Origin of the sequence: Pseudomonas sp. Tn43 (assembly GCF_014192635.1) — a bacterium.
Classification (GTDB): Bacteria; Pseudomonadota; Gammaproteobacteria; order Pseudomonadales; family Pseudomonadaceae; genus Aquipseudomonas.
In genome coordinates, this window is record NZ_JACHYG010000001.1 from 57850 (window position 1) to 80706 (window position 22857).

Genomic DNA, 22857 nt, shown 5'->3' on the forward strand with positions numbered 1-22857 from the left:
ATAAAGCCCGACTCACTGCTAAATGATATGAACCAAATGAATATCGCCACCGTCGATCTCAATCTGCTCAAAGTCTTCGAAGCCCTGCATGAGGAGTCCAGCGCCAGCCGTGCCGCCTTACGTCTGGGCGTGACGCAATCGGCGGTCAGCGCGGCGTTGCGCCGATTGCGCCAGGTTTATGGCGATCAATTGTTTGTGCGCACTGGCCGAGGTCTTGCGCCAACGCTCAAGGCCAATCAGTTGAAACCGGTGGTCAGCGATGCGCTGAACAAATGCCGCCAGAGCCTGGCGATGGTCGATCCGGCGGCGAATCATTACGACGGACGTTCGGTGACGGTGGGTTTATCGGATGATTTCGAAATCGCCTACGGGCGACGATTGATTGAAGAGATCGCGGAACGCGCACCGAAACTGCGGCTGATCTTTCGTCAGACCCACAGCCAGATCGTCGCCCGGGCCTTGATGGAACGCAGCATCGATCTGGCGATCACGGCGGGCGGGTTTGCCGAACGTTTGCTCAGTCGTCAGGTGCTGGGTGAAGGGGATTATCTGTGCCTGGTCGACCCCCTCAGCCTGGCCGAGGGCCAAGAGACTCTCAGCCTTGAGGCGTTCATCGCCCGCGAGCACATTCTGGTGTCATCGGGCGGTTTTATCGGGATTACCGATGAAGGCCTGGCGGCGTTGGGTCTGAGCCGGCGGGTATGCGCCTCGACCACGCACTTTGCCGCGTTGCCGCATCTGCTCAAGGGCAGTCAGGCCGTGGCAACCATTCCAGCCCATGCGGCTCGAAGTATCGCCACGCTCAGCGGATTGGCGCTGCTGCCCTGCCCGTTGGCGCTGCCACGCTATCCGATCGAGCTGGGCTGGCGCACCAGCACGCAGCTCGATCCGGTGGTGTTGAAAGTGCGCGAGGCGATCATCGCGACCTTTTCCCAAAGGCAGGAGCTGGCGAAGCCTGCGATCTTTTGAGTTTTGGCGGTTTCGACACCGGCAATAGAGCAAGATCAGAAGATCGCAGCCTGCGGCAGCTCCTACAGGGGAAGGGTGTCTGGAAGCTTATTTAGCGGCCATCAGGCGATTGACTTCGCTGCGTACCATATTCGCGAATTCCGGGGGCGACATGCCGTCGAGTTCGGCGCGCACCCATTCGGCCCACTTGCCTTTGCGCTTGGCACGCTCAGCGAACAACCGTGCGGCTTCGCCCTTGGATTTACCCAGGTTGTTTTGCCAGAGTTCGAACAGACGGGATTTTTCATCTTCAAGCGCCGCGCGCTCGGCAAGGGGTTTGTCGGCCAGATTGAAGCTCATGGAGGATTACCTGCTGCATAAAATAGGCGACATCTTACACTGTAGGAGGAAATGTCCTGCCCTGGATTTTTCTTCAGGGTGGAGTCGCCAGGCAAAATGACTGCAACTTTTGCCATAGCGCCAGACTCCATTGTTCACTGCCCATTTATCTGCAAGGAGTACTCTAATGGCCCGCAAAATCATCGATCAAGTCGCCGAGGATCAAATCAAGGATCAGGTCTTCAGCGAACTTCAAGCCCTGATCGAAGAGTCGGAAAAACTGCTCAAGAGCAGTGCTTCACTGGTCGGTGAAGAAGCGGAAACCCTTCGTGGGCAAATCGCCCAGAAACTGAAACAGGCACGGGGTTCAGTCGCCAGTATGCGTGACCGGACCAGGCCTGCGGTCGAGGCCAGTGAAATCTACATCGGTGGCCATCCCTGGCAAACCGTGGCCATCTGCGCCGGATTCGGTTTGGTGGTGGGGTTGTTGTTAGGCCGGCGTTAATTGGGAAACACCGAACCTGTAGGAGCCAGGCTTGCCGGCGAAGGCGGACTTGAGATCGCCTTCGCCGGCAAGCCTGGCTCCTACAAAAAACACTGCTCCTCTCAGAGCCCGGCCAGTTCCCGCAGATTTGCCAGCGTCTGGGCATCAAGCGCAATGCCTTCGACCTTGGCTTTGGCGCGCTGCCCGTGACGTCGATCACCCGGTAAGCGCTTGAGCCCCACACCGTGCATCTGCCGGACCAGTTCCTGGCTGCGCTCGGCAAAATTCTGCCCCGCTGATTTGCTCGGGTCGATAACGATCAGCAGTTGCCCCGTCCAGGGTGTTTTCGCCCCCGGATGGTTCGACCAGTCGAACTCGAAAGAAAAATTGCCCCCCGTCAACGCCGCCGCCAACAACTCCACCATCATCGACAGCGCCGAGCCCTTGTGCCCGCCAAACGGCAGCAAGGCGCCGCCCTCGAGAATCGCTTTCGGGTCCTGGGTCGGCTGACCGAGGCTGTCCACCCCCATTCCCACTGGCAAACGCTCGCCTTTGCGGGCAGCGATCTGTACATCGCCATGGGCGATGGCGCTGGTCGCCAGGTCGAAGACGATCGGAGCACCGTCGGCCCGGGGCGCGGCGAAGGCAATCGGGTTGGTCCCGAACAGCGGACGATCGGCACCGTGTGGCACCACGCAGGTCATGCTGTTGACCACGCTCAGCGCCACCAGCCCTTCATCGGCAAACGGTTCGACGTCCGGCCACAAGGCAGCGAAATGGTGGGAATTACGAATGGCCAGCACCGCGATGCCGGCACTGCGGGCTTTTTCGACCAGCAATGGCCGCGCCGCCGCGAGCGCCGGTTGGGCGAAACCATTCCCGGCGTCGACCCGGACAAAGCCCGAAGCCACGTCCTCGACCACCGGCACCGCCTGACCATTGACCCAACCACTTTGTAATGTTGATACGTAACCGGGAATGCGGAATACACCGTGGCTGTGAGCCCCGTCGCGCTCGGCACCGGCGCAGTTGAGGGCCAGGGTTCTGGCGACATCGGCTGAGGTGCCGTGGCGCAGGAAGATTTGCTCGAGCAACGCCGTCAGCGCTTCGAAGGACACGTTTGACGAAACCGCAGTAGATACATGATCGTGAGACGCAGACATCTGAAGCTCCAGAGTAATTATTGGAGGGGGCAACAGCGTACGAAAACCAACCGATTAACAACGGGCAACGAGCAGCCTGTCAACCCTTCGCTTGAAAGGGTGCATCTGATCAGAACCGATTGAGCCGAAAAAACGCTTTGGCGCATGCTTGCATAAATATCGGGCAGCCATGCGGTAACTATCTACCACCGTCGACTCAGCCGCGACTTTTAGTCTTGAGCCTCAATCCACTGGCGCATTCAACCGCGCCCTGAACGAGACTCGACGATGCCCACACCCCCCGCTCCACTGTTTTTCCCCGAGGCCTTGCACTCGCCCGGCCACTGGAATGATCTGGGTAAAACCCACGGGCTGACGCGCAAGGATTTCGAATGGTTCAGTCATCTGGAACTGGCCAGCCAGGCATTACGCAGTCAACAGACCCCGCCGATGTTTGCCGAAAAAATCCTGCTGAAGTCAGATGCTCTTGACCCCACTCCCCTGGCCGGCAGCTTCGTGTTGAGCCTCACTCCGGATGACCGCGGTGAAATTCTCTACACCCCATACGCCGGCATAAAAAAATTCGACAGCCGCACAGCCTTGACCGAACAACTTGAACGTCAACTTTACAGTGCGACCGAGGACGACGACCTGCTGGCCTTCATGTCGTTGTCCGCGCGTAAAACGTTGGCAGCCGCGACCTCCGTTCAAGTGAGCTTTCAAGCCATCGAAGGCGACATATTCGAAGACCAGCGCACCGTCATCGCCCATAACCAGCGCATGAACGAGCAAGCCATGCTGGAGGAGTTGATCAAATTGCCAACACTCACTTCGTTGCTCGACACATTGCTCGATGAGTGTTTGCAGTCGCCATTCCCGAGCCTTGATCAAAGCCAGACGCGGCTTAACATCTACGCTGTTGCACCAGCCCACGACAACAATGCCGCCTCCCGACGCTGGATCAACTCCCTGTCCCTGAGCGAGGCGGTGCTGTCGTATTACCGTCATCAGCGATGGCCGACCGGGCAACTTCAGGAATACTCCCACCCAGACAAACAACCGGCGACCACCGACCAATACCACTGGGAAACCGCGGTAAAGACCGTTGCCAGCAAACTGGGAAGCCTTCTTGGCACAAAACTGCAGCACTATTGGGATAATGCGGCAGCCGACGGTGCATCCCGTCGCGCTTTTTTCGGTCGGGCAATTCTTGAAAAGGCGCGCGCAGAATGCCTGCTCAAACGCGAGGCTGGCATCATCAGCCCTGAACAGAGCCTGGCCTTGCACTCATTGATTCAGCCAACGGCGGGTGCTTCCTTGCCACTCAAGACCGAGACGGTGCGACTTTGGGAACACGCGGCCAATTATGTCGAACTGGCGGGCGCACTGATGATTGATCACGCCAATGCCTTTCTATATACGCCGACGCAAGGACTCCAGGTGTTGAAGGACTATCAGGACCTCAAAGATACCTTGCTCAGCAAATTCAGCGCCGCAGGCCACGAAGACGAACTCTACGGTCTTCTGGGTCTGGATGAACGTAACCGGTTCATCGGCTTCAGCCACCCGCAGGTCTCCGGCGAAGTGATTTCAGGGTCGATATTCAAGACGCTGTTTGAGGCGATCATCACCAAGCAACTGCAAAATATTGAATACGTGCTGCAGGTTTTTCGTCACAGCGACGGTACCGTGGACCTCCATGCCTTGTTCGACAAGGCGCTGGATATACGCGCCATGATCAGCGAGCAATTGCTGTTGCTGGATGCTCAGGGACGCTGGAGTACCCGGCCGGTATTATCCGGCAACCAACGACCCTCCATGGTGTTGGCGGACACGGCAGCAGCGTTCGTAAAAACCTTCAACGATGTCGAATCGCTGATCAGCACGGAATTCGCGTCTCAGCCGATTGCCTCGCTGGCGTTTCAGCGCGTTTATCTGGAGAAACTCAAACCCCGGCTGGCCCACGCATTGGCCGTGGGAATACGCGGGGAAGCCAGCCTTAGAGCGCTCAACGCAACGCTACGCAGCGCCGACCGGGCCATTGTCGAGACGGCACTCAACCCGGATCAACCCGATCGAAAAACCCGCCTCGCCCTCAACGGTTTCAGGCCTGACGCCTATTCGCTGATCCTGGACTGTTCCGGGCAGAACGATGTGCGGCCCTTGGCCAATTGCCTGCTGTTGACCGAGCGTGGCGGGCTCGATGTCCGGCATTCGGGGCGGGCGATTCTGTGGACACCGGCAGCGGGGCTGGAAGTCTTCGCGACGGTGAGCAACGCAACGATGGAATTGAACCGGCGCTTGCTCGACGCCAACAGACGCCTGGAACTGCTGGAAAACCTCTCCCCTGCCCAGCACACCTTCCACCAGCGCTATACGCTCAATTCGCTGCGACTGATTGAGGGCAACGTCTTGCGGCACCTTGCGCAATCCGCCATTGATCACTTCCTGGCCCGTTGCGAACACCTGCGCAGCCTTAAACTGAGTGACATGCAACAGGTCAAAGCCTTGCAAAAGATGACGCAAAAAGTCATCGACACCAATTTGCGCAGGGGCAAATTGATCTCGCAAGCCATCACTCGACAGCAGTCTCTGCCTGCATGGCTCGCCATGGCCCCAGTCGAAGAACAACAGCTGCACATTGAATTGCTGGAGCAATATCGCAACAGCGTCACCGATGACAAAGACTACTTGCATGGGATCCAGCCCCTGAGGTCGTACGTGCATGAGCGATTGGCGTCATTGCTCGGCAGTCGATTCCCCGGAGCGCAGCTTGACCCTGATCACATCAGAATCACACCCGACCTGACCCTGGCCGGCCCCTCGCGCAGCCTCACCGAGTGTGCTCTGAATCCTGCGAGCGTGGCTCAAGGTATCGGGTTCAAAATAGCGTCGAGCATTTCCCGGACGCTGCCCGATCGGTTGAATCAGGATGCCGTGCGCCAGCTCATACAGTCACTGAATATCCAGAGCGATTATGTAAAGCGGGTGACAGACGCATTGACCAGGGCCGGTACCGATGCCGACAAACGAAAGCAACGCTACATTCGACAATTACCGTGGCAATTGCTGCAACACGCTCACGCGCTGAAACTGCAGCAACATCTTTCCGCCCGCGCTTTCGATTTGATCCTGCAGGTATTCGACATGCCGGACGCCATGGCCCGCATGGCGGTAGCCGGTGCCCACGCTATCGTCAGGCCGCTGGAATTGATCAAGACCGCAGGCGCCGCGGCCGTCAAAACCCTGGGCCTGTACCTGATCGGTCCTGGTGCCGGGCATGACGGGCCGCAAATCCTGTATGCGCCTTATCATTCGGCCTCGGTATTTTCCGAGTTTGAGAGCGAGGCCAACGTTATCTCAGCGATCAATACACCAGGGGCACTGCAAAATCTGATCATTCGGCGGCTCCCCGAAAATCAGCGGTACCTGTTCGGCAACCTGTTCAAGTCCACCGTCGGACAGCCAAGCGAAATCAGCCTCGCGTCCTCCCCCATCGGCGGCAACCTGCTTGTACAGTTGTTCAGCGATAACATGGGGCTTTTATCGACGATGCTCGGTAGCCATTCCCAAATCAACGGTCAGGCCGATTGGCAAACCGCCAAAAACCTGTTCAGCGCTGGCATCAAGCTGATCGCCGGTGTATTGCCGGGCAAGCTCGCCTATGGGCAGTTTCTGTGGCAAAGCTACAAGGACTTCAAGAACTCTGCCCAAGCGCTGCAGGATCACCACTGGAAACGGGCTTTGCAGGCGTTTATTGACGGGGCCGCGCAGATGGTGACGGTGGGCAGGTTGTCGCTAGAGGCTTCGGCCACTGAGCAAGCAACTTCCGACGCTGCACCGGTTGTCAGCCCGGTGGTCGCCCCGCCATGGTCGCAAGTGAAACCGACGGCACCGGCGCGCACGCTATTGCAGCCTTTCGAGAGCTCGGACGTTGCATTAAAGAACCTGAAGAAGAACAGCGCCGATGGCACATACCTGGATTCAGTCAACAATCGCACATACGCCCCGGTCGAGGGAAAGGTCTATCCCGTTGCCAAAACCGGGCCAGTCTGGCGCATGACCAAGGATCAACGCCAAGGTCCAGCATTGATGGCAGCTGCCGGTCAGCAGTGGGTGGTCGATCCGGACGTCCACACGATTCATTACGGTAAAGCCCTGTCAAAAATGCACAACCAAATCGCTACCAGCCTGGTGGTCAGAGAGACTTTGAACGTCGAAGCCCGGGGCATGGAAGATATCCGGACAAAATACCCGGGAAAAGCGCGGATGATCACGCAAGCGATCGACATGGCCCGTTTCTATGCGTTTAACAGCTTGCATAACCTGGCACAACTCAAACACCTGACGCCGGGTACACGGCTGAATACTTTCCTTAAAGTTTTTTTTGATGCCAAGGACCTCGACGCCAGCCTCCTGAACAAAATAAAAACCGTCATCGTGCCCATTTGCAAAGCGCTGGTGGATCCCACGGTAGACTTTATGAATACCGAGCGTTTTGTAGTCGGTTCAAGCCGATACGGAATGAGTGGCACGATCGCTTTTGTGGTGCATAACGATGCACAGCAGCGTGTGCATTTCACGGAGCTTTTTTTTGATCCACAGCTCGATTGGTACAAGTCCTGCCTGACTGAGCCTTTCAACGTCAACGACCACGCCCGGGCCGCTACGTTGATTCATGAGTTCTCCCATCTTTTTTCGAATACCGTGGATATTGCCTCGCTTGAGGCGAGGCGTCCGTTCACCGATCTCATCGCCACAGTGACCGGCTTCGGTACTGCAACCAAGCACAGACAACAGGACTTCCAGCGACAGGCACTGTCATTGGCCACCCCCAGGGAAGAACTGTTTGCCCACTGGAGCGAAATCGAGCAGTCGTGGATCAATCTGGATTCGATCGAAGGGTTGGAACACGTGGGTAAGGACATCCTCAGAACGACGGGCTGCAAAACCATGGAGGAAGCCCGCAACGCGTTCCTGAATCCACGAAATGTGGGCCTGCGAGCCGACACCATTTTGCGCAATGCCGACTCGATCGCTCACTTGATCTGTGAAATGGGTCGACAGCTGGATCCGGTGCCGGTCTCGCCCACGGCTTGATGTCCGGACGTAGCAGCTGCCGAGCCCGAACGCAGCCTCGCTCAGGCTCGACAGCTGCTACGGTCCGGGATAGCCAGTCGGAGATGTTGACCATTTTTTCACGCCCTGTATGGATACTGCCAGGGCGGCGGCACCCGGTTTTCAGGCGCCCACGTGAAAATAAGTTGTACTTTGATGGGCAAATGCCATGACGGTTGTTCTCGCAGACTTCCCCTCAAGGTTAGAATGCAGGAAATCAGGATGAGTCAATGACCGACCACTCTCTCTCCCAAGTTCAATACGACGCCATCACCGATGCCGCTGCGCACTGGTGCATGCGTTTGCATGCCATCGACTGCACGGCTGAAGAGCGTCAGGCGTTCGAGCAATGGCATGATGCCCATCCTCTGCACGCGTTCGAATACCAAGCCATGCTGGAAATCTGGGAGGTTGCGGGCGATTTGCCTCGTCCCCAATCCTGCGCGCCGACGGTTCGCCTCAAACCGACAACGCCTTGGCGCACTTTCGGCATTGCCGCCACTGTCTGCGCCTTGGCGTTACCGCTGGCGGCCTATACCGGATGGAACCTAGGCTGGCTGCCCAATGCCTATCAGCATTTCGAGGCGACCGATAATGTTCGTCAGGTTACATTGGGCGATGGCAGTCAGGTGGAACTGAATCTGGGCACTGAACTGACGTTCAGCAATTACAAGGATCAGCGTCGTGTCACGTTGAAAAAAGGCGAAGCCTTCTTCAGCGTCAGTCATGACCTGCAGCATCCATTCATAGTCAAGGCAGCCGATGGCAGCATTCGCGTCACCGGTACCCGATTCAATGTCTGGAAGTATGAAGACCAGGTACGCGTGAACCTGATCGAAGGGTCCGTGCTGGTGACCAGCAACAGTGCCCTGCCCGGCGAAGGTTCACGTCTTGAACCTGCCATGCAGGCACGTTATCGATACGGCGACTTTACGCCGCAAATCAGCCAGGTCTCCGCCGATGACCATTCGCTGGCGTGGCGCAGCGGCAAACTGGTGCTCGATGATCTGACGCTGAGCGATGCCCTGCCCCTGATCAATCGTTATCTGAACAAGCCTGTCATGATCGCGGATCACAGCACCGGCTCGATTCGCCTCGGCGGTATCTACAACATCAAAGAACTCAATAGTCTGGTGGCCTCGTTGCCCAAGGTGCTGCCGGTGTACCTGACCCGCAACAAGGACGGCAATCCGGTCGTCAATTCGATTCCGCAACAAGTCCCAAAAAGCTGAAGGCCGCCACCCTTTCGGGATGCGGCCTTCACTTTTATTCAAACGCGATCGCGACTACTGCGCGGCGATCTTCCCTGCTTTTTCATCCTGCTCGCGAATCGTCTGGACCTGGTATTGCGGATCGGACGTGATCTGCTGCTCGGTGAACGGCAACACACTCAACTGCTTCTTGGAGAAGGCCAGTGTCTGGTCCCGGGAGTACTTGGATGCCGGGTCACTGGACAACGAGAACGCCAATAAGCCCTGGGCCTGGGGCCCCTTGTCATCGAAAGTCACCACTTGCAAATAGCTGGTGCCACTGACAACTTCGCGTTTGCCGTCAGCTCCCGGCACGCTCTGGATCGCGTTATACACACCCAGCGTGCCCGGCCCGCCGTGAATGGGCGTTTGCTGCCCGCCACTGCTGACCACCTGGATATCACCCCAGCGGCTATCGGCCTTCAGTCCAAGGCTTTTTACCTGTTCTACCGAGGCCAGCATCGCCGCCCGAACCGCTGTGGCGACGTCCGGCCGGTCAATGGCCAGGCCACGTGGTGTGTGCTGCGCATCTTTCGGATCGAACGGGACACGCCAGATGCCGGGGATTTTCTGCAATGGCTCCATGATATTTTGAAAATGCACAAAGCCCAGCCCACTGTCCAGATTCACCCGGCGATCCCAAACCTTGAGGCTGGCACACAACGGCGTAAGCGTCGGCGCATCGGCGCCAGGATCCGCGGCGCAGAATTGCAGCAGGTCCGGCATCACTTGGGTCGCCTGATACACCTGATCGTCCATCACCATGTGTTGCAGATCTGCCGCAGCGACAGTGTTCAAACTTCCCAGGCGTTCCAGTGCAAAGCGCGAGCGCAGCCCCAATGGCTGATTGTCCTGACTGATCAGCGGCGAGAAACCGGTGAGCGGTTGTGCCGGGTTGGCCATCCAGGCCGAATCGTTGGAATGCTGCACAAAGTCTTTACGCAACAGTTGCGGCAACGTGTCTGCCGCATAAATACCTTTTTGCGCAGCCTGCGGGTCGATGTCCCAGGCACAGTCGCTGTTGGAACCGTCGAGCAGGATCATTCGTAATCCGGCCCGTGGATCGCTGCATTTGGCCAGCTTGTCGGCATTGACGTTCGGCACCACCGACAGGTTCATGTAAAGCGTCTGTCCCTGATCGTCCACCGCCAGGGTATTGACCCACGGAATCCCCTGAATCTTGTGCACCGATGCCTGAAAATCCTTGAGGCTGCCAGCACGGTTCATCGCATACCACTGTTGCAAGACCCGGTCGTTCTCCAGATTGGCATCGCGCAGGCTATAGGCGAACCGGTTGTCCCAGTCGAGCTTGCCGGGCCATTGCACAATCGGGCCGAATTGCGAGCTGTAGACCACATGGGAAATCTGCCGGATCTGGCCATCGGCTTGCTTCACGTTCACCGCCAGTGTCTGCTTTTTCATCGGCAAGGATTTGCCATCCAGCAGGTAACGGGTCGGATCCTTGGGATCGAGTTGCAAACGGTACAGCGTGAAATGCTTGGACGAATCCACCGTGTGGGTCCACGCCAGGTGCTGGTTGAAACCAATATTGATCATGGGCAGGCCAGGCAACGCGGCGCCCATGACATCCAGTTTGCCGGGAATGGTCAGGTGCATCTGATAGAAACGCATCCCGCCAACCCAGGGAAAATGCGGATTGGCCAGCAACATCCCGCGGCCGTTGAACGAACGTTCGCTGCCGACCGCCACGGCGTTACTGCCGCGATCCAGAGCGAAACGTTGCATGCGTGAGTCTGCCAGCTGGAAAGACTCCGGCTCGCCCGCCGAATGGGCCACGCTTTTCGGCGCAGTAGCGCCGGCCAATGCTTCGGCAAACTGACCCACGCCGCCTTCGACCAACAAGCGCCGGGTCAGCTTGACCAGATCCTGCGCAGTGATCGCGCGCACCCATTCTCCCGCGCATTGCTGAGGCAAACCCTGGGCCCGACGTTCTGTCAGCGAACGGTTGTAACCGGCCACATAACCATCGATGAGTTCATGAATTTCAGGCGTTTGCGCCTGCCAGAAAGCGGCGACTGCCTGCGGTGTATTCAGCCAGTTGAAAAACACATCGCTGGCCAGGTTCCCTCGCTCTTCGACCGTAGACTGATCCGGGCCGAAATACCGTGAGCGCTCGCCATTGACGGTGACGATCTCATTGGCCAGCAGGCACAGATTGTCCTGAGCGTAGGCATAGCCAATGCCGTAGCCGAGGCCGCGCTCGTTGTCGGCACGAATATGCGGCACGCCAAAACTGGTTCGACGAATCTCGGCCGTCGCCTGCTCTGGCTGGCTGCGCGCGTTCGCCGCAAGACTCAGCCCCAGCAACACACCCGCAAGGCTCAACCTGGTTAACTGCCTGGAAATAATCACGCTCGCTCCTGATCGAAAAGACGTATGACACGCAATGCGCCTTCTCCTGAAACGAAGCAACCAGCAAAAATTTAAGCCGTTGAGGGCGGTCTTCACGCCCGGCTCACGGGCCGCTGACGTGCTGGCGACAAATTTTCTACATAGGGGGCTTCATTATTTGCCTGCTCGTTCGTCTTATTGATTGAGAGCGCCCATCACATTTTTCATGATCATGCTCTGAAAAGGAGTTTTTGCATGTACAACCGGCAATTGCCAATGGACGGTAGCCATGCGCCAAAAGCCAGCAACCCTGGCTTGGGCGTTTTCAATCAACCCGCCGAACGCCACGGCAACGAACGGATCAAGTTTCTGCTCAAGAGCTTTGGCCTGCGAACCAGCCTGATTCGCTTGAAAGTCATCGACGCCTTGCTGACGGCCGCGCAAAGCAACCGCAGCCTGGGGGTGCGTGGCGTGCACAGTCACTTGCTGAACCTGGACATTCCCCTGTCCTTTCTCAGTGTCCGTGAAGTATTGAAACGCTTGTGCGGTGAAGGCGTGATCACCCTCAATCCAGACAAAAGCTACAGCCTGCATCCACAGGCTGCCGCCGTCCTGAATAGCGAGTAATCCGGCCAGGGAGCGTCGCTCAAGGCTTGACCTTGCGACGCATCACGCCATTGATCACCACCACGAGCACCGCCACGCCAATGGCGATGTATTGGAACAGCTGCTCTGTAATGATCCCTGCATTTTGCAGCCAGGAAAGGCCGAACATGATCCCCAGTACCACCAGGGAAATCAGAATCGAGTATTTCAAACGTTGCGACTGGGTCATTGCGGGTTCCTGAACCAAAAAATGTATCCGATGTGTATCCATTGCCTGTCAAGCCACTACCGATTCGTGAGAATGGGGGCCGCAAAGGAGGTCTTATGTTACAGCCGATGACACGATTTGACTTCATTACGGCGATAACCAAGAGAATTTTGGAGATCTCGCCGAATCTCTGTCGGCTGCTCCCTTGACATTGAGTGGCTGCAACGTTTTCGCATAGCGATCGCGGTTATGGCTGCTGCATAAACGAATTATTTATGGATCGAAAATCTGTCCTGGGAGCCTCTTACAAATGCCGGTTTTATAACAGGCATTTTTTGTGTAGGACAATTCTGAATAAACCGGGAATTTATTACAAACTTACAATCTGTTTTCTCTGAAACTCCAAACTCGACACAACACGAAAAACACTGAAACTTTTTGCCCCAAATAAGCACATGAAATTCGTCATGAGCCATGGATATTCTTGTTCTGCCGCCCTACCAACTTACCGGCACCACAGGAACATCATGCATAAACCGTTAATAGATATAAGTTCGCCTCGCCTACTTGGTTTCTGCCTTGCAATCACTCTTTTTGAACTTCTGACGTATATGGCTAGCGATATGATCATGCCGGCCATGTTGACCGTAACCCATCAACTGAATGCCCCCGCGAGTCATGTTCCCTACGCCTTTAATCTTTATTTGGCCGGGGGCATTCTATTGCAGTGGTTTATCGGTCCACTGTCCGATCATTTCGGGCGTCGCAAGATACTGCTCATCGGCTGTGCGGCATTCGCTCTAGCCTGCGCTGCGGCGTTTTACGTGCAGAGCATCTTTGTCTTCAATGGTTTACGCCTGATTCAGGGCATGGGATTGGGATTTGTCATCGCGGTCAGTTATCCAGCCCTGCAAGAAGTCTTCTGTGAAGCCGACGCTGTAAAGATCATGGCATTGCTGGGCAACGTGGCACTGCTCTCTCCGCTGCTAGGTCCTTTGCTCGGCAGTCTGATGCTGGAATGGCTCTCCTGGCGGGAGCTGTTTTTTGCATTAGGGGTCGGCGGCGCGATGGTCTGGCTAGGGCTTTATTGGTATATGCCGGAAACGGTGGGCACTTTGCGTCAGGACGGTCAACGACTGGCTGCCGTCCCCTTTGAATGGGGTGGCACGGTGCGCCGCTACACCGCTTTGCTCACCAATACTCAATTCCTGCGCGCCAGCATCGCCTTGGGACTGATGAGCCTGCCGTTGATTGCCTGGATCGGGCTGGCACCACTCCTGTTGATCCAGAACCAGGGACTTTCCACCTTGCAGTACGGCCTGTGGCAGATCCCGGTGTTCGCGGCGGTCATTCTCGGCAATCTGATACTTAACCGTTTGATTGCCAACACTGAACTGCCCCAACTGATTCGATACGCGCTGTGGCCGTTTTGCGGTGGGCTAATCGCATTGGCCGCCATCACTTTCACCGGTGCTTCGACGCTCCTGCTGGTCAGTTGCTTGTCGCTGTACGCCATCGGTCTTGGCATGAGCAACGCCGCGCTGTACCGGCTCGCGCTGTTTTCCAGCGATGACAGTAAAGGGCTGGTCTCAGCCGCGATCGGCATGATCTCCATTGCTGTCATGGGTGGTGGCGGCTCGATTATCGCGGCCCTGGGTGCCGGTGACAGCCTTGAGGCCTTCGCTCTGATGGCCTGTCTCATGGGGCTACTGTGCCTGGCGCCCTTGAAATTGTTTCTGCGTCGTTCTCGCATCCCGCTTGCGATCTGACACCAATCAGTAGGTTTTTTGATGATCCATCTACCCCATACCGATGCGCTTTGCGCGTTAACGCAACCCTATTGCCTGGATTCCGTGCCGGACGGTCTGTTCGACCGGGCCATGAGCGAAATCAGCCTGTTTCATTGTCATCACACGCCCGGATATGAACGCTGGTTGAATGCCAATGGTCTTGACGCCAACGCCCTGGAGACGCTGGATGACTGGTCAAGGTTGCCGCCGATTTTCGCCAATTACTTCAAGCGTCATCTGGTGTACGGCCCCACAGGCGAAGGCGCGCTGGAGCTGACATCATCCGGCACCAGCGGCCAAAAAAGTCGCATGCGCTACGACCATCGCAGCATGGCCGCCGCACAAGGCATGGTGAACCACATTTTCCGGCATTACGGCTGGGATACACCGGACAGCCCCTGCAACTATCTGCTCCTGAGCTATGAACCCGAAGCGGCCATTACCCTGGGCACTGCCTATACCGATCAGTTTCTTTGCAGCTACGCCCCCATCAACCGTGTCGTTTACGGATTGCGTCTTACCGGCAAAGGTCATGAGTTCGATCTTTTTGGTGTGATTCGGACCTTGCAGGAATTTGCCGAGGAAGGATTGCCGGTTCGCATTCTCGGTTTTCCGGCGTTCCTTTCGCATGCCCTTCAATGCATGGAAGACACCGGCGTGGCTGATTTGCAGTTGCCTGCCCAGTCACTGGTGTTTCTGGGGGGTGGCTGGAAAACCCAGGAGGCACAGGAAATTCCCCTGCATCGGTTGTATGCCCGAATCAATCGGCAGTTGGGTATCGACCTGCCCCGCTGTCGGGACGGCTATGGCGCCGTAGAGCATGCAGTGCCTTATATCCAGTGTGCCCACCATCATTTTCATGTACCGATCTATTCGAAGGTTTTCGTGCGCAACCCATCCGATTTCACTGTCCAGCCATACGGCCAGCGCGGCTTGCTGGAATTCGTCTCGCCGTACATTTCGTCGAGCCCTGCCCATGCCGTGGTCATGGGCGATCTGGCAACGTTGCATCCCGGTGCCAGTTGCGGATGCGGTCTGCCAACCGATTGGTTCGAGCTCCATGGACGTGCCGGCACCTCCGCCACTCGCAGTTGTGCCATGGCCGCATCCGAACTGATCGGAGGCGCTTGATATGTATCTGATCAATGGCCAGTTGCACGATGACATCACCCCGGAAAGTGCCCTCGAACGCCTCAAGAAACCATTGCCCCGGCTGCTTTCTTCACCGATCGACAGTGAGACCGTTATCGAGTCTGCTGCCCGCTTTGCCACGAAGTTGCAATCTCGCAGCCAGGGTCTGTCCCTTGATGATGAGCAATATCAGGGGCTGATCGATTTCTGCCAGCGCAGCAACCTGAGCAGCAAACTTGAGCGAGAGTTGGGCCTGCAACCGCGTTCGCTGCGGCGTATCGACTATCGACAGCCATGTTTCGAAAGTTGGCATCCATTAGGGTTGGTGGTGCATATCACCCCGGCCAATGCGCCGTTACTGGCCTTCTGCGCAATACTCGAAAGCCTGCTGGCCGGCAATGTCAATTGGTTGCGCCCCAGTGCCAGCGATCAGGGATTGACCGCGCAGTTGCTGGCCGCCCTTGTGCAATGCGACAGCAGCGGCAAGCTGGCCGAATTCGTAGCGGTTCTGCCGGTTGATACCTCGCAGATAGCGCAACTTTGCGCCACGGCAGACGGGGTATCGGCCTGGGGGGGTGTGGCAGCGCTCAAGGCGATTCGTCAGCAGATTCCTGCGGGGTGCCGCTGGATCGACTGGGGACACAAAATCAGCTTCGCCTATCTGTCACCTGAAGCGGCGGAGCCCGCCGCGCTCGATGCCTTGGCAGATGAAGTCTGTCGGCTGGATCAACAAGCGTGCTCCAGCCCTCAATGGGTATTGGTGGACAGCAACGATCCGGCGGTCCTGCACAAGCTTGGAGACCGTCTGGCCGAAGCCTTCAAGCGTCGCGCCCAACAGTGGCCGGCGCTGGTGCCGACAGATCGTGAAGCGTCGGAAATCACCACGCACACCGCCATGGCGCAGCTTGACCAATGCTTCAACGATCAGACTGGTCAGGTATGGACGGGCGCCGGATGGCGTGTCATCTGGGAGCATCATCAGACACTCGCGCCATCGCCGCTGTTTCGTACAGTGCTGCTCAAGCCAGTCCCACAGCACTTGCTCGCCGAATCGCTGTTGCCCTGGCGAAACGTCCTGCAAAGCTGCGCATTGATAGCGTCCCCGGCAGGGACACCCGAGCTTGTTCGTACACTGGTCAACGCCGGCGTCACGCGCATCGCGCCTTGCCAGACGATTCATGATGGCTACGCCGGCGAGCCTCACGATGGTGTTTATGCGCTGTCGCGTCTGAGTCGTCGCCTCTCCGTGAGCCTGGCCGCTGATGTCTCGATTGGCCGCTCAACGCTCGACCCGGTGCCGCCTGCCCCTGACACAGCCCGTGGCCCGATCATGGACAAAGACACCTTCATGACCCAGCCGATCAGCCCCCTGGCACAGCTGTATTTTCGCTCCGGCGGTAGCAGCGGTACTCCGGCCCTGGCAGGTTTCAGCTACCGGGATTTCCAGCGACAAATGCGCGCCGCGGCTGATGGCATGTTCGCCGCCGGGCTCGATCCGTCACAGGACCGGGTGATGAACCTGTTCTATGGCGGGAACCTGTACGGTGGTTTTTTCAGTTTTTCGAGCATTCTTGAACAGATGGGCGTTACCCATTTGCCCATGGGGGCTGCGCAGGACGACGATTTCAGCGAGATCGCCCGATTGATCGTGGAGCAACGGGTCACCGTATTGATTGGCATGCCCAGTACGCTACATCGTCTGTTTTTCAAAGAGCAGGCCCGACTTCGCGACTATGCCGGTATTGGCAAAGTGTTCCTTGGCGGCGAGCATCCAGGCGAGGCCAGCAGACGCCTGATGGAAAGTTGCGCAGTGTCGACGATTCGTTCTGCCCTCTATGGATCCGTCGATGCAGGCCCCTTGGGTCATGCCTGCCGGGCGACCGCGGACGGCGTGTTCCACTTGATGTGCGAGACCCAGCACCTGGAGATCGTTCAGCTCGAACAGGATGTGCCGGTGCAAGCCAATGAGATCGGCCGCCTGCTGTTTACTTCCCGCGCCCGGCAAGGTCAGCAGGTTCACCGATACGACATCGGCGACACGGGCCGCTGGCTCCCCGGAGCTTGTCCTTGCGGACTGCCAACGCCGCGATTCGAACTGCTGCAACGGCACGGCAAGCTGGTGCGGATTGGCACAGAATTCATCTCACCCTCGGCGCTGGAACACAGCGTTGGAGCCCCCATTCAAGTCGTTCTGGACCATACCGCCGATGGCGTTGAACGAATGCAAGTTCGAACGGAGGCAGATACAGCCTGGGTACGAGAAAAATTGCTGACCCATGAAGCATTGGCAAATGCCATCGCCGCAGCCCTGTTAATTGTCGAAGTTACCGCCTGCGCTGAACATGAATTCATACGAAACAAACACAGTGGAAAAGTCCCACTGATTGTCGATCAACGAATATAAAAACAAAACATCTCAACGACCGTGTTATTCAAATAAAAATACCTGAAAAGAGAATCCAGTGAAATTCATTCATTCGCTCGAACAACTCGTGCCTTTTGTACGACAACACTCAAGCTATTACAGCGAGCATCTGAAACATTTACCCGCTGCAGGTATTGTTTTAAAAGACTTACCGCTAACCAATGTAACTGACTATTGGGCCGGCAGCAGTGATTTGAATCATTGGCCGGTTTTGACTGGAAACGTCGAAGATGCGTTGGTGTTTAAAACCGGCGGCTCGACCAGTCAGGGAAAACTTGCGGTCTACGCCTACGAGGAATGGCAAACACTGGTCAGTACCTTCGGAAACAGTCTTTCTTCTCAATTGAACAATGGCGACCGCGTCGCCAATCTGTTCTTTTCAGGGGATCTCTACGCCAGTTTTCTGTTTATCCACGATTCCCTGGCCCATGTCGGACGATCCATCTGTGAGTTTCCGTTTACCGGAGACATTGAACCAGACGTACTGGCGGTTGCGATCGCTCGACATCGAATCAATGTTCTGACCGGGGTACCTGCACAGTTGCTTCGATTCGCGGCCTACCTGATGCAGCATCGCCGTGTGCTGTGCGGGGTCGAGACACTGCTGTACGGCGGCGAAAGCCTGTTTGCCCCGCAGTTGGCAATTCTCGGCGAAGTATTCCCCAACGCCCGCATTGCCTCTATCGGCTACGCCAGTGTAGACGCCGGGCTCATAGGGGCCAGCACTCGCGATTGTGCATTGGGCGAGCATCGGGTTTTCGAACAGCAAACCTTGCTGGAAATCATCGATGAAGACACCGGTGAAGTGATTGAAGAATGCGATCATATCGGAATGCTAGTGCAGACCAATCTGACCCGCCGGCTCATGCCGCTGCTGCGTTATCCCGTGGGCGACCGTGCGTGTTGGCGTGAACCGACCGCAACCCCGATGCGTAAATTCGCCCTCAAGGGGCGTAGCGCCCACAGCCAGCGGGTACGCGTAGGCGTGCTGTCGCTGTTTACCGAAGAAATACACGAGATCATTCAGCGCATAGCGCACAGCGAGCAATGGCAATTGCTGATCGAACAGACAGGCGCCAAGGATCTGTTGAGCGTGAAGTGGGTGCCCGAGCCTCAATTACAAGCCGTCGAACCAGTGCTCCGTGCATTGCGTGAAGCGTTACTCGTCCACTACCCGGCCATCGACGACCTGAGTCGAGAGGGTCTGCTGGAGTTTCGAGTACTCTGCTGCGCAACTACAGACCTGCAGCTTCACCCTCGCTCAGGCAAGCAACTGCGAGTACAGGATTTGCGCGTGTACGATGTTTGCTCGCAGGAGCCCGCGTGATGACCCGGTTGATATGCCGCCCCTATCGTCCTTCCGATGCCGATGCCGTGAGCCGGTTGTTTCGGGAAGTCTACGGCGATATCTACGCTCAGCCGGATGTTTACCTGCCGAACATGATCAGTCAGCACAACGCCGAAGGCCGCTGGCGATCGATACTGGCTGTGGATGACACGCGGGTGCTCGGGCATGCCGCGCTGTGCCGCGACTCGCCTTCGAATACCGCGGAACTGGCCCTCATCGTGGTAAATCCCACCGCTCAGGGGCAGAATCTCGCGACTTACCTGGGCCTTGAGCTACTGAGGCAGTCCGCTTTTCTGGGCCTCAAGAACATCTCGATCAAGCAAGTGACGCATCATCCCTACACTCAGCGCATGGCAGGAAAAATCGGCTTCCACAGCACCGGACTGCTTCCCGATTATGTCCCTTCGCCATTTGCTGAACCACTTCCGGAAACCATCGTCATGGGCTGTCACCTGATTGACGGACACACGCGTCCGCTCCCCGACATCCCTTGGCCCGCAAGCTGTCGCAGGTTTATGCAGCATCTGTGCTCGGTGTTTGGAACCCGGCAAGACAATGCATCACCGCCCGTGACGCCCTTGCAAATAAAGCAACATCAGCATCGGTTCGATATTGTCATTCAACGTTTGAACAAACGTCTGCTTGAGCAAATCAGCCAATTGCCCAGGCACTGGCTGATCTCTGCAAGACTGGAATTGTCCCGGCACTTCGCCCGGGACCTGCACAGTTTTTCGGCTCTGGGCTTTGCCTTCACCGGCTTGATGCCCACGCCAGGTGATAATGGCTGGTTCGCCCTGTTTCATCGAGGCGTCCAGCCTCGTTCCCTCAACCTGCACTGCGCGCACATGCAACGACTGCATGACGACTTACAGCAAAACGCAAATGCCATGAGAACCCACCAGTACGTCGACGCCCGTATCGGTTCCCGCTCAGCCGCTTGAGTGTTTTCTATAAAAGTCAGCGCTCGGCTGCGCGCAAAGCTCCACCAGCCAATCGACAAATACCCTCACCCGTCGAGACAACTGGCGGTGCGGTGGATAGAGCGCCGTCAACGGAAACGCCGGTGGCGGCACTGCCTTTAGCACTTCACATAAACGGCCTTCCTCCAGTTGTCGTGCGACGTGATAAAACGGGGTCTGGACCAGTCCATAGCCCGCTTCGCAAGCGGCGAGATATCCATCGGCGCTATTGACTGAAACCTGTTTGGGCAGATCAATCGGCTGCACCTGACCATCAACCACAAACTCCAGCCCATAACGCTTGCTGGTGCTGCTGGAGAAATACTCCACCATCCGATGGCCGTCGAGATCGGCCAGACACTGAGGCGTCCCGTGGCGTTGCAAGTATTGCGGGCTCGCACAGGTGACCTGGTCCATCATGACCAACGGCCTTGCGACCAGTGAATCGTCCAGGGCCGAGCCGCCGCGCAATACGCAATCGACACCTTCGCGAATCAAATCCACTGGCCGGTCGTTCAACCCGATTTCCAGTTCGATCAAGGGATACCGGGCGGTGAATTGCGGCAATGCCGGAATCACGATCAAACGCCCCACTCCCGCCGGCATATCCACTCGCAGCAGCCCCTTGGGATTGTGGCGAGCAGCGGAGAACACCGCTTCGGTCTCCTCCAGATCCGCCAACAGCCGTACGCAACGCGGATAGTAGGCGGCGCCATCGAGCGTCAGGCTGATCTGCCGGGTGGTGCGTTGCAGCAGTTGCACGCCCAGATGTGCCTCAAGTTGCTTGATCAGAATGGTGACCGAAGCCCGGGGCAATTGCAGGCTGTCCGCCGCTTTGGCGAAGCCGCCCAGTTCGACGATTCGGGTGAATACGCGCATGGCATTGAAACGGTCCATTGCTTTGGCTTACCGACTGATTGTTTAGAAATTACAAATAGTGATAGCAGTTTTAGCCGGTTTATCTCGTTTCTGTCGAGGTCAACAATGGGCTTCAATTCACAGGGAGCTTATTTCATGCAAACACGTCAACTGGGCAAAAACGGTCCGCAGGTAAGCGCGATCGGTCTGGGCTGCATGGGCATGACCGATTTCTACACCACCGGCGTGAACACCCGCGAAGCCACGGCCACTTTGCACCGCGCGCTGGAACTGGGAATCAACCTGCTCGACACGGCTGACATGTACGGCCCACATACCAATGAAGAACTGATTGGCAAGGCCATCGCCGGCAAGCGTGACCAGGTGTTTCTTGCCAGCAAATTCGGCATTGTCCGTGACCCGTCCAACCCCGGTGCACGGGGCGTCAACGGTCGCCCGGAATACATACACAAATCTATCGACGGCACCCTCAAACGCCTTGGCGTGGAGACCCTCGATTTGTATTACCAGCACCGCATCGATCCGCAGGTGGCCATCGAGGAAACCGTTGGCGCCATGGCGGAACTGGTGAAGGCCGGCAAAGTGCGTTATCTGGGATTGAGTGAAGCATCGGTCTCCACGCTGGAGCGAGCGAACAAGGTTCACCCGATCAGCGCACTGCAAAGTGAATACTCGTTATGGAGCCGCGACCAGGAAGAAAACGGTTGCCTGGCAGCTTGCCAGCGCCTGGGTGTTGCTTTTGTGCCCTACAGTCCGTTGGGCCGGGGCTTTTTGACCGGAGCGCTAAGAAGTCCGGATGATTTCGCGGCCGACGACTACCGTCGCTTCAGTCCACGCTTTGAAGGGGAGAACTTCGCTAAAAACCTGTTGCTGGTGCAGCAAGTGCAAGCCCTGGCCACGGACAAAGGTGTAACGGCGGGCCAATTGGCCTTGGCGTGGGTCTTGGCCCAAGGGGATTACCTGATCCCGATTCCAGGCACCAAACAGCGCAAATACCTGGAAGAAAACATGGCCGCGCTGGACGTGAAGCTGAGCCACGAAGAATTGCAGGCCCTGGAAGCGATATTCCCGGCCAATGCCACGGCAGGGCTGCGTTATCCGGAAGAAGTCATGAAGTTGCTTGATCGATAGCAGGGCATCCGGCCCGTTCGAGAGTTCGAGCGGGCCAGCGCGGCCAGACATCACGCCTTGGCCTGGACGCCCTTGTCAGTCGGGGTCGTGCCATTGCCCTTACCGTAAGCTTGCAAGTTCTGCAGGACGTAGATCGCCGTCTTGTACTCAGGAATCAGGCCAACAGCGTACTTGTCACCCTTGATACTGTTGTTCTGAATGGTGTCCAGTTGCGTGGCGAAATACTCCAGCGCATTGAACTTCGCATCCGGGTCTTTCTGTACGCCAAAACGATCAAACTTGTCACCGGCATTAAGCAAGGTCATTGACGTAATATCGGAAATCAGACCTTTGCTTTTCAAGAAAGCACTGAGATTGCCCAGTTGCTTGGCGGAGACATTTTCCGGATCGAAGCCTTTGATGTTCCTGTGCAGTTTCTGCTCGTCCATTTTCGCCGTATTCAGCGCATTGGGATTGCTTCCCACCAGTGCCAGCATCTGCTTGACCCTGGCGCTGTGGGTAACAGGCTTGCCGTTGCCGGTATCCTTGACCAGCAAACCTGCCTTGCTCGTCCACGCGCCTGTATAGCCGATTGTCATGACCGGGCTCCCGGCTGCGTGACGGAATGCCGATCATCCAAAACACACAGACGTCCTTGTGAGGCGACCATAAAAGTTCCTTGTTCAACCGAGTTAAGTGTGGGCGAGTATCGATGTGTGCTCTGACGTCACCAACAGATATTTCCTTTTTTTACAATTCTCATACATT

The 22857-nt window shown here is 57.0% G+C and carries 17 protein-coding genes; 11 read left to right on the forward strand and 6 right to left on the reverse strand.

Features of this window, described 5'->3' with window-relative positions; translation table 11 throughout:
• The first annotated feature begins 27 nt into the window (after positions 1–27).
• Positions 28–969, forward strand: a complete 942-nt coding sequence (locus FHW68_RS00290) for a LysR family transcriptional regulator (RefSeq protein WP_183678040.1) — start codon at positions 28–30, stop codon at positions 967–969.
• Positions 970–1056: 87 nt separating this feature from the next.
• Here FHW68_RS00290 and FHW68_RS00295 read toward each other — a convergent pair whose 3' ends face one another.
• Positions 1057–1308, reverse strand: coding sequence for a hypothetical protein (locus tag FHW68_RS00295; RefSeq protein ID WP_095631421.1), 252 nt, complete (start codon positions 1306–1308; stop codon positions 1057–1059).
• Positions 1309–1474: 166 nt separating this feature from the next.
• Here FHW68_RS00295 and FHW68_RS00300 point away from each other — a divergent pair, with 166 nt between their 5' ends.
• Complete coding sequence (locus FHW68_RS00300) at positions 1475–1792, forward strand: YqjD family protein (RefSeq protein ID WP_095631422.1); 318 nt, start codon at positions 1475–1477, stop codon at positions 1790–1792.
• A gap of 101 nt (positions 1793–1893) precedes the next feature.
• On the opposite strand, the gene FHW68_RS00305 is transcribed toward FHW68_RS00300, so the two are convergent.
• Complete coding sequence (locus tag FHW68_RS00305) at positions 1894–2934, reverse strand: Ldh family oxidoreductase (protein ID WP_183678042.1); 1041 nt, start codon at positions 2932–2934, stop codon at positions 1894–1896.
• Between the two features lie 267 nt (positions 2935–3201).
• Between FHW68_RS00305 and FHW68_RS00310 the strand changes: the two genes are divergently transcribed.
• On the forward strand, positions 3202–8013 hold the full coding sequence (locus FHW68_RS00310; RefSeq protein WP_183678044.1) for a dermonecrotic toxin domain-containing protein: 4812 nt from the start codon (positions 3202–3204) through the stop codon (positions 8011–8013).
• Between the two features lie 248 nt (positions 8014–8261).
• Positions 8262–9263: a FecR family protein gene (locus FHW68_RS00315; protein WP_095631425.1), complete on the forward strand. Its 1002-nt coding sequence runs from the start codon at positions 8262–8264 to the stop codon at positions 9261–9263.
• 54 nt (positions 9264–9317) lie between these two features.
• Here the strand turns inward: FHW68_RS00315 and FHW68_RS00320 are convergent, their stop codons facing one another.
• Positions 9318–11654 (reverse strand): acylase, encoded by a 2337-nt coding sequence (locus tag FHW68_RS00320; protein ID WP_183678047.1) that lies wholly within the window; start codon positions 11652–11654, stop codon positions 9318–9320.
• A gap of 234 nt (positions 11655–11888) precedes the next feature.
• On the opposite strand from FHW68_RS00320, the gene FHW68_RS00325 reads away from it, so the two are divergent.
• Entirely contained in the window at positions 11889–12260 is a 372-nt protein-coding gene (locus FHW68_RS00325; protein ID WP_095631427.1) for a fe2+ zn2+ uptake regulation protein, read from the forward strand.
• A gap of 19 nt (positions 12261–12279) precedes the next feature.
• On the opposite strand, the gene FHW68_RS00330 is transcribed toward FHW68_RS00325, so the two are convergent.
• Positions 12280–12468 (reverse strand): hypothetical protein, encoded by a 189-nt coding sequence (locus FHW68_RS00330; protein ID WP_007901365.1) that lies wholly within the window; start codon positions 12466–12468, stop codon positions 12280–12282.
• A 506-nt stretch (positions 12469–12974) separates the two neighbouring features.
• Between FHW68_RS00330 and FHW68_RS00335 the strand changes: the two genes are divergently transcribed.
• From FHW68_RS00335 to FHW68_RS00355, 5 genes are read left to right on the forward strand one after another with little or no spacing between them, the layout of a single operon-like run.
• A complete protein-coding gene (locus FHW68_RS00335) occupies positions 12975–14216 on the forward strand; it encodes an MFS transporter (protein ID WP_183678049.1) in 1242 nt (413 codons plus the stop codon).
• Between the two features lie 21 nt (positions 14217–14237).
• Entirely contained in the window at positions 14238–15368 is a 1131-nt protein-coding gene (locus tag FHW68_RS00340) for an acyl-protein synthase (RefSeq protein WP_183678050.1), read from the forward strand.
• Between the two features lies 1 nt (position 15369).
• A complete protein-coding gene (locus FHW68_RS00345; protein WP_183678052.1) occupies positions 15370–17772 on the forward strand; it encodes an aldehyde dehydrogenase family protein in 2403 nt (800 codons plus the stop codon).
• A 58-nt stretch (positions 17773–17830) separates the two neighbouring features.
• Positions 17831–19120 carry a phenylacetate--CoA ligase family protein gene (locus tag FHW68_RS00350; protein WP_183678054.1) on the forward strand — a complete coding sequence of 430 codons (1290 nt, stop codon included), beginning with the start codon at positions 17831–17833 and terminating at the stop codon, positions 19118–19120.
• Positions 19120–20082, forward strand: coding sequence for a GNAT family N-acetyltransferase (locus FHW68_RS00355; RefSeq protein ID WP_183678056.1), 963 nt, complete (start codon positions 19120–19122; stop codon positions 20080–20082). Before FHW68_RS00350 ends, FHW68_RS00355 begins: the two co-directional genes overlap by 1 nt.
• Here FHW68_RS00355 and FHW68_RS00360 read toward each other — a convergent pair.
• A complete protein-coding gene (locus tag FHW68_RS00360) occupies positions 20071–20997 on the reverse strand; it encodes a LysR family transcriptional regulator (RefSeq protein ID WP_183678058.1) in 927 nt (308 codons plus the stop codon). The genes FHW68_RS00355 and FHW68_RS00360 overlap by 12 nt on opposite strands.
• 117 nt (positions 20998–21114) lie before the next feature.
• On the opposite strand from FHW68_RS00360, the gene FHW68_RS00365 reads away from it, so the two are divergent.
• Positions 21115–22110 (forward strand): aldo/keto reductase, encoded by a 996-nt coding sequence (locus tag FHW68_RS00365; protein WP_183678060.1) that lies wholly within the window; start codon positions 21115–21117, stop codon positions 22108–22110.
• Between the two features lie 50 nt (positions 22111–22160).
• Here FHW68_RS00365 and FHW68_RS00370 read toward each other — a convergent pair whose 3' ends face one another.
• On the reverse strand, positions 22161–22688 hold the full coding sequence (locus FHW68_RS00370) for a hypothetical protein (protein ID WP_095631435.1): 528 nt from the start codon (positions 22686–22688) through the stop codon (positions 22161–22163).
• Between the last annotated feature and the right edge of the window lie 169 nt (positions 22689–22857).